The 14,189-nt window shown below is 32.6% G+C and carries 8 protein-coding genes; 4 read left to right on the top strand and 4 right to left on the bottom strand.

The genetic code is table 11. The annotated features are described in order from the left end of the window. Nucleotides 1-5 precede the first annotated feature (5 nt). The 3 genes from infB to ubiA are packed head-to-tail and all read left to right on the top strand — an operon-like array spanning nucleotide 6 to nucleotide 3,578. Nucleotides 6-2,327 carry a translation initiation factor IF-2 gene (gene infB, locus AB3210_RS03445; protein ID WP_052264741.1) on the top strand — a complete coding sequence of 774 codons (2,322 nt, stop codon included), beginning with the start codon at nucleotides 6-8 and terminating at the stop codon, nucleotides 2,325-2,327. 9 nt (nucleotides 2,328-2,336) lie between these two features. After that, on the top strand, nucleotides 2,337-2,687 hold the full coding sequence (locus tag AB3210_RS03440; RefSeq protein ID WP_006015187.1) for a ribosome-binding factor A: 351 nt from the start codon (nucleotides 2,337-2,339) through the stop codon (nucleotides 2,685-2,687). Between the two features lie 3 nt (nucleotides 2,688-2,690). Further along, nucleotides 2,691-3,578, top strand: a complete 888-nt coding sequence (ubiA, locus tag AB3210_RS03435) for a 4-hydroxybenzoate octaprenyltransferase (RefSeq protein ID WP_007302787.1) — start codon at nucleotides 2,691-2,693, stop codon at nucleotides 3,576-3,578. A 486-nt stretch (nucleotides 3,579-4,064) separates the two neighbouring features. Here ubiA and AB3210_RS03430 read toward each other — a convergent pair whose 3' ends face one another. The 4 genes from AB3210_RS03430 to mgtE form a co-directional block, all read right to left on the bottom strand. Next, nucleotides 4,065-5,759, bottom strand: a complete 1,695-nt coding sequence (locus tag AB3210_RS03430; RefSeq protein WP_096097158.1) for an ankyrin repeat domain-containing protein — start codon at nucleotides 5,757-5,759, stop codon at nucleotides 4,065-4,067. Between the two features lie 476 nt (nucleotides 5,760-6,235). Then, nucleotides 6,236-7,252: an ankyrin repeat domain-containing protein gene (locus tag AB3210_RS03425; protein ID WP_230609100.1), complete on the bottom strand. Its 1,017-nt coding sequence runs from the start codon at nucleotides 7,250-7,252 to the stop codon at nucleotides 6,236-6,238. Nucleotides 7,253-7,505: 253 nt separating this feature from the next. Further along, nucleotides 7,506-11,033, bottom strand: a complete 3,528-nt coding sequence (locus AB3210_RS03420; protein ID WP_096097160.1) for an ankyrin repeat domain-containing protein — start codon at nucleotides 11,031-11,033, stop codon at nucleotides 7,506-7,508. 503 nt (nucleotides 11,034-11,536) lie between these two features. Next, on the bottom strand, nucleotides 11,537-12,907 hold the full coding sequence (gene mgtE, locus AB3210_RS03415) for a magnesium transporter (protein WP_007302783.1): 1,371 nt from the start codon (nucleotides 12,905-12,907) through the stop codon (nucleotides 11,537-11,539). Nucleotides 12,908-13,062: 155 nt separating this feature from the next. Between mgtE and prfB the strand changes: the two genes are divergently transcribed. Further along, a protein-coding gene (gene prfB / locus AB3210_RS03410; RefSeq protein WP_230440360.1) for a peptide chain release factor 2 occupies nucleotides 13,063-14,164 on the top strand; the annotation gives its coding sequence in 2 pieces (ribosomal slippage) (nucleotides 13,063-13,128 and nucleotides 13,130-14,164; 1,101 coding nt in all). Nucleotides 14,165-14,189 lie beyond the last annotated feature (25 nt).

Raw genomic sequence — 14,189 nt, 5'->3', positions numbered from 1 at the left:
ACAATATGAATAATGAAGATATCAGTAATAAAAAATTAACCCTACAAGGCTTAAGCAAGCTTAAATTAGACATTAATTTAAACTCTTTAGATAGTCAAAGTACTGGTACTACAATAGTAAAAAAAAGAAGAAAAATTCATTCTGCAGAAGAATATAGTTTATTTGACGAGAGTAAATTAGGCTCTTTAACTGAAAAAGAACAAATTTCCCGCATTAATGCTGTACAGAATGCTACTTTGCTGAAAGAAAGGAATCAGAGAGAACAAGAAGAGAAAATAAAAAAAGAAGAAAGCAATCAAGAAGCTGAAGATAAAAATGAATCACACTCTGTACCTAAAGAAATAAATAAGGAAGTTTTAAGTAATACTAACTCAGTTGAACAAAAAGAAGATAGTATTGAATATGAGAACAATGATAAAAAGTCTTTTAAAGCTAGCAAAGATATATACTCTAAGCATTCTAAGCTAGTAATTACACAGGCAATAGATGAAAGAAATGAATACCTCCCTGTATTTAAGCAAAAATTTGGTATAAGAAGTAAACAATCAAAGTTTACTAAGGGTAAAAATATATCAAGAGAAGTTATTATACCAGACAAAATAACTATCAGGGAGTTATCTATTCGTATGGCAGAAGATAGCAAGAATGTGCTAAAAATGCTCAAAGAAGAAGTTGGGGAGAGCTATAGAGTAGATGATCTAGTAGATCCAGATATAGCATGCGAAATAGCAAAAAAATTTAATCATACGGCTAAACGAGTAAGTGATGCTGATAAAGAAAAGAATTTACTCTTCATAAGCAACAGAGAAAACTTACCTAAAAGACCAAAACCACCTATCGTTACTTTTATGGGACATGTGGATCATGGTAAAACATCATTGCTTGATGCATTTCGTGAATCCAATGTTGCAGAAAGAGAGTCAGGTGGCATCACTCAACATATAGGTGCTTATCAATTAACGACAAAAAATAAGCAAAAAATTACTTTCATTGATACACCAGGGCATGAGGCGTTTACTGCAATGCGTGCACGTGGTGCCAATATTACTAATATAGTTGTGATAGTAGTTGCAGCTGATGATGGAATCATGAAACAAACAGTTGAAGCAATAAACCATGCAAAAGCAGCAAATGTCTCTATTATAGTTGCCATTAATAAAATTGATAAATCACAACCTGGCGATGTAGAAAGAATAATTAATAGTTTGCCTCAGTATGACCTCATCCCCGAAGAACTTGGTGGTGATGTTATAATTGTGCCAGTATCAGCAAAAAAGAAAATCAACTTAGATAAACTAGAAGAGGCAATTTTATTAATTGCTGAATTAATGACGCTAGAAGGAATAGAGGATTGTCGAGCACTTGGATGGGTAATAGAGTCCAAAATAGATAAAGCTAAAGGAATATCAGCTACATTAATAGTTGAAGAAGGAACATTAAAGATTGGTGACATATTGATAGTTGGTACAACATACAGCAAAGTACGCAGTATGGTTAATCACCTTGGTCAAAGAGAAAAAGCGTCACTACCTTCTACTCCAGTTGAAGTTACTGGTTTAAATGGTGTACCAAATGCTGGAGATAAATTTGTTGTTGTAAACTCTGAAAGGCAGGCTCGTGAAATTGTTGAATACAGGTTAGAATTAATCAAGAAAAAGCAAGAAGATTTAGACGACAGTAATTTAGATATATTCAGTCGTAATGATAGTGAAACAGAAGAACTATCTGTAGTTTTAAAGTGCGATGTCACTGGTTCTATTGAAGCAATATCAAGCTCAATTGATAAGCTTGGTAAAGATCAAGTGAAATTAAATATTCTACACAAAGCAGTAGGAGGAGTAACAGATTCAGATGTGCTGCTTGCAGAAGCATCAAGCGCAGTAATTTTAGCTTTTAATGTAAAAGTGGATTCAAAAATCAGAGAATTAGCAAAACAAAAAGGTATAGAAATACATACTTACAATATAATATATGAGCTTATTGAAGACATGAGGATGTATCTAACTAAAATGTTAAAGCCTGTTACACGAGAGGTTCGTGTTGGTTCTGCATCTGTAAGGCAAATATTTAATTCATCCAAAGCCGGTAATATCATCGGATGTTATGTCACTGATGGAGTTATAAAAAAAGATTCTCTAATTAAGGTAGTACGTGGCAGCAAATTGGTGCATGAAGGAAAGTTAAAAGCACTACGTAGATTTAAAGATGACGTTAAAGAAGTGGGTGTAAATTTTGAATGCGGAATATCGCTAGAGGGTAATATCGATATTAAAGTTGGAGACATTTTGGAAGCTTATCAATTAGTGCAAGAAGAAAGGACGTTATAGTAGTTGAATATGAAAAAGGAAATTAGAAACCTAAAAGTAGCATCGGTATTACATAGGGCAATATCAAAAGTCTTAATGGAAGGTAATGTTCTTAATGAAAAAGTAGTAGTATCTGATGTAAAGCTAAGCAAAGATTTGAAGAAAGCAGATGTATATATTGTGTTATCTTCATTAAACATCCAAAATGATAATGATGATATCAGCACTGTTGTTAATGAAATGAACCAATCTGCATGGTCAATACGTAAATCTATATTGTGTTATGTTGATTTGCGATTTATACCTGAGTTAGTTTTTAAGCCTGATTTAGCATTCGATAATTTTGTCAATGTAAGCAAAATATTACATAATCACACTTAATTAATGTATTTCAACCATTATTTCTCATTAATGAGAATACACAGTTTAACAGGTTTGTGGCTTGTGCTATTTTCTAGCTTAAGCGGCATTCTTTTAGCCTCAACTTCTCTATCGTATCAGGCTCTTTTTCTCCTTGTTTTGTTTACTATAGGTGCATTTTTAATGAGACCCGCAGGGTGCATAATCAATGATATCTTCGATAGAGAAATAGATGCGCACGTTGAACGAACAAAATATAGGCCACTTGCAAGTGGTGCATTAAACATAAAGCAGGCTTTGGCTTTACTTTCACTGTTACTGTCTATTGCCCTGGTAATCTTATTATTAACCAATAAAACTACTCTTATACTTGGAATAATTTCAATGTGCATGATAGTTATCTACCCCTTGCTAAAGCGTTACGTTTGGTGGCCACAATTGTTTTTAGGGTTTACTTTCAACATGGGATCACTCATGGGTTCAGCAGCAATAACAAACCAGATTAGCATAGAATCCTTGCTATTTTATATAGGATGCGTCTTTTGGACGCTTAGTTATGATACTATATACGCTCATCAAGATAAAAAAGATGATGAGAAATTAGGAATGAAATCTACTGCATTATATTTTGGCAATACAACAAAATCTTGGTTGAAAAGATTTTATTTAATATCCTTAATGGCATGGTTGTACGCTGGTATACTATCATCATTAAATAACATCTTTTATATTGCTTTACTTGCCATAGGATTCATATTTCACCACCAACACAAAAATTTCAATCCAGACGATTCTAATCAATGCATGTCCATATTTAAAAATAATTCCCAGATAGGACTCCTGCTCTTTTTCGGTATCCTTTTAGATAGAATTCTAAATTCTACTTTTGTATCCGTTCAGATGCATGGCTAATGTGTAAATATCGAAGCAAAAATGGTGTCATTCCAGTGTCAAGTACTGGGATGACAGGGGATGACAGCATTTATTTCTATGGCTGTCTTTTCTATCTTATTTTGTCACCCTGCTGAACGGATTCTACTTTTTAGAACATATCTTGAAAGGAAATCAGGAAGATAATATGATAGGATCAGTAAAAAATATATACCAGGTGATGTAAGTGACAAAGAATGGAAATTTCTTGAGCCAAGAGTTGCACAAGGTGTGGCCAAGAAAGCACAAAATAAGAACAATTATTAATGTTATACAATACATAATGAAAGGTATTTGCCAGTAGAGCAAAAGATTTTCCTCTATGGAAGACAGTGTATGATTATTTTTTTAGGTGGCGTAATAGTCACACATTGGTTGAATGCATACAAAACAAAGGCTAGTGTGCCCATTGATGTTATAAGATCAAATTACCAACCTTTTACTAGATGAAATCAAAAAGCTAAGGAATTAAGCCTTACCTTGATTTATTAAACCTCTATCCTGAATTAAATGACCTTGAACAGAAGTATTACTTAAATAACTTTGAGGCTCTAAGTTTATTTGCTGTTCTTCAACTTCTAATGTACTATCTCTATTGTGTAATATCTGCTCTATTGATTGATTTACTATTAAATCTAGTTCCTTATTAAATACAACCATAAATTTGTTAAACTTCTTTGGACTTAACTTACCTGTTTCTCTATCGTGGCATGCTTGCTCTACATATGAGTTTAAAAATCCTGAAATCTCATTAAACTTACCACCCGTGATTTTTGCAGTAACCTCTTTCTGCATTTCTACACAATCAATATTTAACCGATGCATTGATACCCCACTTTTTAATGCAGCTTGTTCTACTACTTTCTCAAATTCCTCTATAATATTTAATGCATAGCCCTGTGCTTCTAATGGTGATATAGACTGAACTACTGTGGAAATATACTTCTGACCTGTGATTTTCCTTATAAATACATCTAATAAAAGAAGTACACCGTTGTTATCAATACCTTGAACTGTAATAGCTTTAGAAGGTTCCATACTTATAGCTGCCTTAAAAGGAGAAGAAATAAACTGAAAAACACCTTTAACAGTATCTACTGTAGTGTAAGCAAAAATATTGATCCATGAAGATGGCTTGCTTGCTCCGCTTGTAACTCCTATTTTATCATTTTGCAATGAATTTTCATCTTCTTTTACAATACTACGGCGATTATGGACACCTATTGATAGAGAACTGCCTTCCTCTTGTGAGTATCGATGACGCCTATGTCTTATAAAATGTTGTGTAGTTTCTTCATTTTTCCTTATTCTTTCCTCTAGAAGGTTTCGTATTTCTAAGCTGTTTTCTTCATTAAGCGTATTTGCCATGGCTAAAGCTCCTCTAGCATCAACATAATCACTTTTATCAAGAATGAGCTTAACTATATTTAAATTACCATAAGCAGCTGCAAAGTGCAAAGATGTCCAACTATCTTTATTTTTAGCGTTAACGTCAGCATGTTTACTTATAAGAAATTTAGCTACTTCTAAATGACTGCTTTTAACAGCCCAATGCAAAGGAGTATTGCCATTATTGTTCTTAGCATCAATATCAGCTCCTTTGTTTATAAGCTCTTTTACTACATCTAACCTACCATAACTTGCAGCCCAGTGTAAAGGGGTATTACCATATTTGTTTCTTTCATTAATATTAGCTCCTTTCTCTATGAGCTTTTCTAATACATCTAAGTGATCATTTTTAGTAGCCAAGTGCAAAGGAGTACTGCCATTATTGTTCTTAGCATTAACATCAGCCCCTTCCTCTATAAGCTTTTCTATTACACTTAAGCTACCATAACCTGCAGCATAGTGCAGAGGGGTATTATTGTATTTATTCTGCTCATTAACATTAGCCCCTTTCTCTATAAGCTTTTCTACTATACTGCAGCGCTGGTTAAGAGCAGCCCAGTGCAGAGGAGTAGCATCGTGATTGTTCTTAGCATTAACATCAGCCCCTCCCTCTATAAGCTTTTCTGCTACCTGTAATTCATCTGCAAGAGCAGCTAAGTGCAGAGGGGTATTGCCATTATTGCCCCTGGCATTAACATCAGCCCCTTTATTGATAAGATCCGCAACTTGATTGGCATCTCCACTACGTACAGTAGCAAATAATTCATTAATCATTTAACCCTCCATAAAAACAACTCAATTTCAAAGTAAGAAAAAAATCTTTTTCTGAATAAAACAGCTACCTCATAATATAAAGAAAAATATTTTCACTATCATATTTATTGTACATAAAAAATTAATAGCTCAATATACTTTTCATAAAATACTCCATCTCTAAAACTTGTCAATCCCTATTTAGAAGTTTTTTTGATAATCTTTAATGAAAGTTCTTAACGAATTAATACTGACTTAATAGTATATATTACTAAAAATTTAAATAAAACAACCATTCCCAACAACTAAAACCGGCTAGTGAGAGAAGAGTTCGTTTTGGGATGGATTGGTCTGTTGCTGGAACTCAAGAACTGCTGCAAAAGGAAAGCCCCAGTTTTCATAGTAATTATGATATTAAAAAATCACGTTTAAAAATACTTTATACAAGTGAGAAACACCTCTTTTTGTTTTTGCAGCAGGTTTCCATGTATCCCTCTTTAATTAAGAGACTGACTAGCTCCTTGAGTTTGTTCAGTGTTTGGGTGATGAAGATTGCTGTTTACACCCTCGTTTCCAATTGTCTCTACAAACGCCTGTAATTTTAGTTTAGGAGCGTACCTCTTTTCAACATTAAAGTCTACAAAGTAAAATAGTGTATTATTTCGGACTCCTACTCTTTCTTCTTTAAAGTCATTTTTGTGCACCTCAAAAAATCTCTCCATGCCAAAGAATTTCGCCTTTTGAAAATCATATCTATAATGTGTTGATAGAAAATCCACCAATGGTTTATTATTGTGCAGGAAAATTTCTTTTTTTACTTCATCAGCCTTATTAATTAAAATATGTGCATATTCTGGATATAGCTTTTTTAAATTCTCTTCATTATCAAATTCATTACGTACGTTTTCATTTTGCTCCCATATGCCAGCCATTTTATTAACGTCATTTTCCCTCAAAAAGTCATATAGTGACTTATTTCTTTCTTTAATCTTTTTAACTTCTTCTTCACAATTTTTAAGATGCTGTAAATAATTGTTATACCTCTCGGTTGAAGTGGTTATAAATTCATTTTTCTTTTGTAAATTTTCCTCACTTACATATAAGCCAGCAACTTCTAGTCTTGCTATGTGATTTAGTATAACCTCACAAATATCTGTAAAGCCTATTTCAGTAGCCCGATGCAAAGGAGTTTTTTTATTCTTATCTTTTGCATTAATATCTGCTCCTAAGTCTATTAGAACTTTTACTATCTCTGTATAACCCTTTACAGCAGCTATATGCAAAGGAGTTCGTTCATTCTTATCTTTTGCATTAATATCTGCTCCAGCTTCTATTAGAACTTTTACTGCCTTTGTAGAGGAATGTTCAGCAGCAGCATGCAAAGGAGTTCGTTCATTCTTATCTTTTGCATTAATATCTGCTCCAGCTTCTATCAATCTCACAATTTCCTTCATATTTAGTGTTCTAACAGCATCCAAAAGTTCTGTTGATTTCGTTTCTTCTAGTTGTGGCATAAATTATCTCTAAAAGTTTGCTTGACTTTTCTTTACTATTCCTAAATAAATTATTACTAATTTAGTATATCTTTTTGTTAAGAATTTAAACGATATATCTACTTTCAGCAGCCAAAATCAAGGGCTGTGAGAAGTGTTTTCTTTGGAATCGTATGGTCTACCACTTGTTCTACGCGAATTTATATCAATTTATTACTTTATTTCTCTGTTTTTTTGAAATTCCCCTCATAAAATTAAATAGCTTACTGTAAAATTATAGTCTTAAGTCCTTGTTTGCAGGTTGTACAGAGACGCTGTTAAATGAAGATATAGGTGACCTATGAGTTAAGTTAACTGTGCTTTTATCTTCAAATTGCAATGCTTCACTTATATTTTTTAATTTTCTTTTTTTAGGTAGTGTATGTTCATCAAATGTCTCTAGGTTTCTTTTATGTGATTGTGTTTTTAAGTCTGGAGCTGAGTACACAGTAGATTGAGGTTGATAGCAACAAATACTACTTGGGTAATAATTGTTAGTATAATGGTACAAATCATCGTTGAGTTCAAGTTTCACATTAGCTCCTTGTTCTAAAGAAAAAAGGGACCTAGCGCTGTCGTAGCAATGAAACTTAACATCGTAGTTCTGAGAAATATTATTACTAATATCCTCTAGATTCGTATTAACGTTATTCATTACAAGGTAGCGAACAGTGCTTGAGTGACCATATATATCAGCAAAGTGCAAAGGAGTCGTATGATCTTCATTCTGTAAATTTATATCAGCCCCATGCTCTACGAGGTAGCGAACAATTCCTAGGTAACCATACATAGCAGCAAAATGCAAAGGAGTCATACCATTCTTATCCTGTAAATTTATATCAGCCCCATGCTCTACGAGGTAGCGAACAATTCCTAGGTAACCATACATAGCAGCAAAATGCAAAGGAGTCATACCATCCTCATCCTGTAAATCTACTGTAGCCCCGTACGCTAGAAGGTACTCAAAAATCTCCAAGGAATTATGTTCAACAGCATAGTGCAAATAACCTTTACCTTCTCCATCTTGTAAATTTATACAAATCTCTTCTTCCTCTATAAAGTATCTAACGACCTCTAAGCAATTATTTTCAATAGCATAGTATAAAACAGTACTATCAAACTGAAAATGTTCGTTATCAATAAAATACCTAACTATTTCTAGTCGATTATGGAGAGCAGCACAGTCTAAAAGGGTAAGGCTCGGGTCATCACTTACCTTAAAATTAGCCCCTTTTCCTATAAAGTATTTAACTAACGCTAAATGACCATATATAACAGCATATTCTAAAGGAGTAGATCCATCTTTATCACCGATATTAACAATTTTACTTAATTTACTTAGATCTACATTCTCGAATATAAGCTTAATAACTTCTTCATTATCATCTATGGCCAGAAAATGTAAGATATTCATTCCATAATAATCAGATTCAATAAATTCATTAACTAACTTTTTATATTCACTTGCATAATTCCAAATGGATATGATATGGCTTACATTTTTACAGTTATTATTCATCAATGATGTCATTATTTTTCTTAAAAATTCTTCTTCTCTTTTTTCTTTTCTTTGCTCTAACCTTATAATTTTTTGTACTTCTTGATGAATTTTTGCTATCCCTTTCTCTAATCCAATCAATGAGAACTGATTAAGTAGATCAAGTGCATTCAAAACCCTTTGTTGATTTTCTTTTGATTCCCTCTTGAAAAAAATTTCTTTTGTATTAATTTGATTAGGGTCCAGGTAAGCCATGAATACTAAAATAACATATGCTTGCTGTCCAACATTTTTTTCTTCTTTTATTTTATCAATGTTAACCTTCAAAGCTTTAAAAGATTTTTTATTAACAACTTGTGTCTCCAAAAAATCAGTTTTTGATTGCTGAGCTACTCTATATTCCTCCAGATATTCTCTAATACTAAGACCTTTTTGTTTAATGCATGATGTTGCTGCTTTCAAATCTAATGGAAAACAATTAAACTCTTCTATTAACTCTGATATAGATTTACCTTGTGATTCATCTTCCCCTAAGGCTTTTCGAGTAAATTCCTCGGCTTCTTCTTTTTTTAAATTACCCAACTTTATTTCTTCTATATCTTCTATTTCTTCTTTCCAATTCTTGTTAGGAGAAGTAATTAAAACGTAAGGTTTTTCTCTATTAGAAAAAACAGGAAAGCTTGATGGCAAAAAATTTTCAATCTCCTTATAACTACTAGCATCATCGAAAACAAACAAACTTTTTGTGTCTTGAAGATACTCATATACATCCTCGACAATAGATTTAATGTTTCTCTCTCTCCTTTGCTCACTTTTTCTAGAAATCCCTAACCTTTCAGCCAACCCATGAAATGAATTTGAAAGCTTGTTATATGACGAGGCATCTATCCACATAATCCTTGCCCAAGTACCCTTACGCCTTTCACTAAACCCATAGCCTCTAGCAAGTTCGCTTTTCCCTATTCCAGACTTCCCACTAATTAAGACTACTCGTGACATTTTTACTTCTTGACTACTACTGTGTAACCTTAGGTTCAAATTTTTTACCACCTCTTTTCTTTCAATGAAATTTTCTGGTGTCTTGCCAAAACTATAGGAAAATTGACGCCTATCTTCATCTTGTTTTCTAAGATGTTCTTTTACATCTTCTATATCTTTCCTTTTCACAGGATCTTGTCCATTAATCTCCTTTAATATAAAACGAGCTAATTCTTCTTTTTTTTCATCATTTAAAATATACACATATCCTTCTATGGGTGCTTTAATGGATACATACTTTTGTTTTACCTCTTCCCACTTTCTTAACTCCCATTCAAAGGGAAGCCGATAGCCGTATTTTTCAGCACATCTATATTCCTCTAGATTATGTTCCTCAGAATTATATTGATAATAATTAACAGTTTCATCTTCTTCTTTTTTCTTTATTCCTACCCATTCATACAATTCTGAGGTTACTAAACTTTCACCACCTTGCTCATCTTTTATTTCATATCCAGGACGCGTAAAATATCCTTTCTTTTTTGACTTATCTAGAACAACACCTTGTGTTATAAGATCAACAGAAAAGTCTTGTTCCTCAGAAGTTAAAAGGTAATTCATTGTTCTATGTACAGCATCTATTGCTAACTTCTTAACTCTCCTATGATAAAAAGAGGGATTGATATCTACAACCTTTATGAATGGTTCCTCAAACCTGTGAAAAATTTCTAAGCCAGCTTTTACTAAAATCTCTCTCATTTCAGCTTTGTAGCAAGGTATAATTATTGTAAAAATATTTTTCGCTCTTTTCTTATGCTGTTTTCCTATAACACAATAATTGATACTCTCATTAACTTTAACACTAAATAATTTTAGTGGACTTGCTGGAATAGTATTATTCAAAATAGAATTAAAGCTGGCTGAAACTTTACTTATTTTTTGTATATTTGAATCTGGTTCTGCCTCCTCAAAATATTTAGATAATTTTTCCTCGAATTCTTTAACAAAAGTCTTAACAAAAAAAGTTGCTTTTTCCACTACTTCATTATCTGTAAGACTTATAACATTGGCTGTATCATTCGATGCGCTATACCATACACTACCGCTGCTTATAGATGAAGATCTTGTTACTCCAAGACTCTCTTGACTTGGTCCACACTGAAGTTCTCCACTAGATAATCTATCTTCATGATCAAGACCTCCTTTTGCTCCTATTGTTGACTCATCATCTACATAATCAATTCGATCATCTGCTACTCGTTCTCCTTTATTTCCTTTACCTAACATAAAACCCCCTATATTTTAATATTCATACTTGATTATTTTACCGTAAATCTCTTTTCTGAAGATTGGTTTTAATATCTAATTCATTTGATTCTTATACAGCTGTACTAAACTGCTCTACAAATTTACTGTAGAAACCTTACGGTAATCCTAGGTAACTTTAATTGCTGAGTAACAGTGTGCTTTTCTTTTGACTTCTGACTAAATTAGATATATTCTTAAAAAATCGAGAATTGCTTTCTGAGTGATATACATAATACAATGCATCTGACTCACACCTCATGTTTTCATTACGTTAGACTGCATTGTAGCTAAAAAGATCTAGCAAAGCAAGAATTTTTTTGCATACTTTAGCATCTTATTTTAGTTTTTATTTTAAAACTAAAGCAGCTCAGTTTCATGTACTTTTACTTCTTTATCGACTGTTATTTTTCTTCTTCAATGCACCTGTGAGTAATGATAACGTGGCAGTTAAAGCTTGTAAAGCAATTTTTATATAGCAAGATTCAGCTATTTAATAAAAAGATCGTGGCTAGACCAAAAAATATAAGAGCTGAGAGAATATCAGTTGTTGCTGATGTTAAGATTGAAGACGAAACAGCAGGATCGGATCTTAAACGATGAAGCATTATAGGAATAAAAGTGCCGATAAATGTTGCAATGATCGACATTGCAATCATGGAAACTACGAAAATGATCTCTACTTTTAAACTATGGAACCTTATTGCTAATACTACGAGCGAAATTGTAGATAAAATCACTCCATTTATAAGACCTATTAAAAATTCTTTCATCAGTATTCTTTTTGCATTTTGCTCAGTTAGATATTTTGTTGCGATTGCCCGGATAGTTAGTGTTACTGTTTGGGATCCTGCATTTCCGCTCATCGATGCAATGATTGGCATAATTATTGGCAGTACTATAAAACTTTGTATTACGTTATCGAAAAAGCCAACTACTATAGAACATATTGTTGCAGCTAAGAGGTTAAACAGTAACCAAGGTAGTCTTTTAATTATAGTTTTATGTATAGGGGCATTTATATCAGATTTAGAAGATACACCGCTTATTTTAAGCACATCCTCTTCTGCTTCTTGTTGAACAATTTTGATTACATCTTCAATAAGGATTACACCTATAATTTTACCATTCTTATTTACTACTGGAGCTGATAATAGAGAGTAATCTTTAAATATTCTTGCTACTTCTTCTTGGTCCATTCCAGTTTTAATTATTTTTATATCTTGACTCATTATCTCTTTTATTATTGTTTCTCCTGAGTGAGATATTACCTTATTTAAGTTGAAAATGCCTATGGGTTCTAATTTTGAGTTAATGATGAAAATTTGATAAAATGTTTCTGGTATTTTTTTATAGTTGCGCAAGAATTCCATTAGCTGATTTATCGTCCAATAATATGGAGCTATAACCATATTTTTATGTATCAACCTTCCTGCACTTTCTTCTGGGTATGATAACAATTCCTCTACTAATTTTTGAGTTGCATTGGGTAAGTAGTTAAGTATATTTTCTATAGACTTTCTATCTAAATCTTTCACTATAGCTACTATGTCTTCTATATCAAGAAGCATTAGTAACTTTGCTGTATTTTCTATTCCCAATATTTCTATGATCTCTACTTGTAAATCTGGTACTACATGTACTAAGGCATCACTTAACAAATGTTGATCGAGGATATTAACTAATTTCTCCCTGTGATCATTGATCGAAGTAGATAAAAAATAAGCTAACTGAACGCTATCTATCGTTTTTACAATATTACGAACATTCTCTAATTCTTGATTATCGAGAGACTCTATTAAATCATCAATAGCCTTTTTGTCTAAACCATAATGAGAACTTGTTTTAATATTCATTACTTTACCTTATTTTTTTAATAAATATACACACTTGATTTTATTGAACATTCAAGTATAATAAAATTATTTTGAATTAACTATTATATGGTTAAATTTCTATTTTGTTTGCTGTTATTGTTAGTGATAATAAATATATTAAAGTCTAAAGTATAATGAAAACCCATCCAGAAATCCTTGAATACTTTCAAGGCTTAAATAAAAGTATTTCTCTTATCAGGAGGTGTCTTTGACATAGAAAAATTGAAGTTGCGTCTTGAAGAGCTGGATTCTCAAGCGTCGAATGATAATCTGTGGCAAGATAATCAAAAAGCACAAGAGATTTTAAAAGAACGCTCTAAAATTAAGCATGAAATAGAATCGTTTTCAAAGCTAGAAAGCGATTACAACGATTCTATCAGCTTGATGAAATCTGCTATTGATGAGAATGATGAAGAATTTTTTTCTGAAGTTAAAGGTGAGTTAGTAAAGCTAGAGAAATTAATCAAACTTAAAGAGACAGAATCCTTATTTACTGGTGAAGCAGATAACAATAACTGCTTTTTAGAAATCCACTCAGGAGCCGGTGGAACAGAGAGCAATGATTGGACTGAGATGCTCATGCGCATGTATACAAGATGGGCAGAAATTTATCACAATTTTAAAGTTGAAGTTGTAGAAAAATTAGATGGTGATGCAGTTGGTATAAAATCTACAACAATAAAGATCATCGGAGAAAAAGCTTACGGGTGGGCAAAAAGCGAAAGTGGAGTTCATAGATTGGTTAGAATATCACCATTTGATGCAAATGGTAAACGTCATACCAGTTTTGCAAGTGTAGGAGTAACTCCAGTGATTGAAGATTCAATAGATATTGTTGTGGATGAAAAGGATTTAAAGATCGACACTTACCGTGCTTCTGGAGCAGGTGGTCAGCATGTCAATAAGACTGAAAGCGCGGTACGTATTACGCATATTCCAACAGGCGTTGTAGCTCAATGCCAAAATGGTCGTTCTCAACATAAAAATAAAGATGAAGCACTTAAACTACTTAAAGGACGTTTATATCAAATTGAATTGGAAAAAAAAGAACAGAAAATGGCCGAAGAATATGGCAAGAAATGCGATATAGGTTGGGGCAGTCAGATCAGATCGTATGTTATGCATCCATATCAAATGGTAAAGGATTTAAGGACTGGACATGAAGTTGGCAATATAAATTCCGTTTTTGATGGCAATATAGATTGTTTCATAGTTAGTGTATTGGAGTTAAAATGAGATTTATTAAAAAGCTAAGTTTTAT

The organism is Wolbachia endosymbiont (group B) of Scrobipalpa ocellatella, assembly GCF_964188425.1.
Taxonomy (GTDB): Bacteria; Pseudomonadota; Alphaproteobacteria; order Rickettsiales; family Anaplasmataceae; genus Wolbachia.
This window is presented reverse-complemented; position numbering and strand designations above follow the sequence as displayed.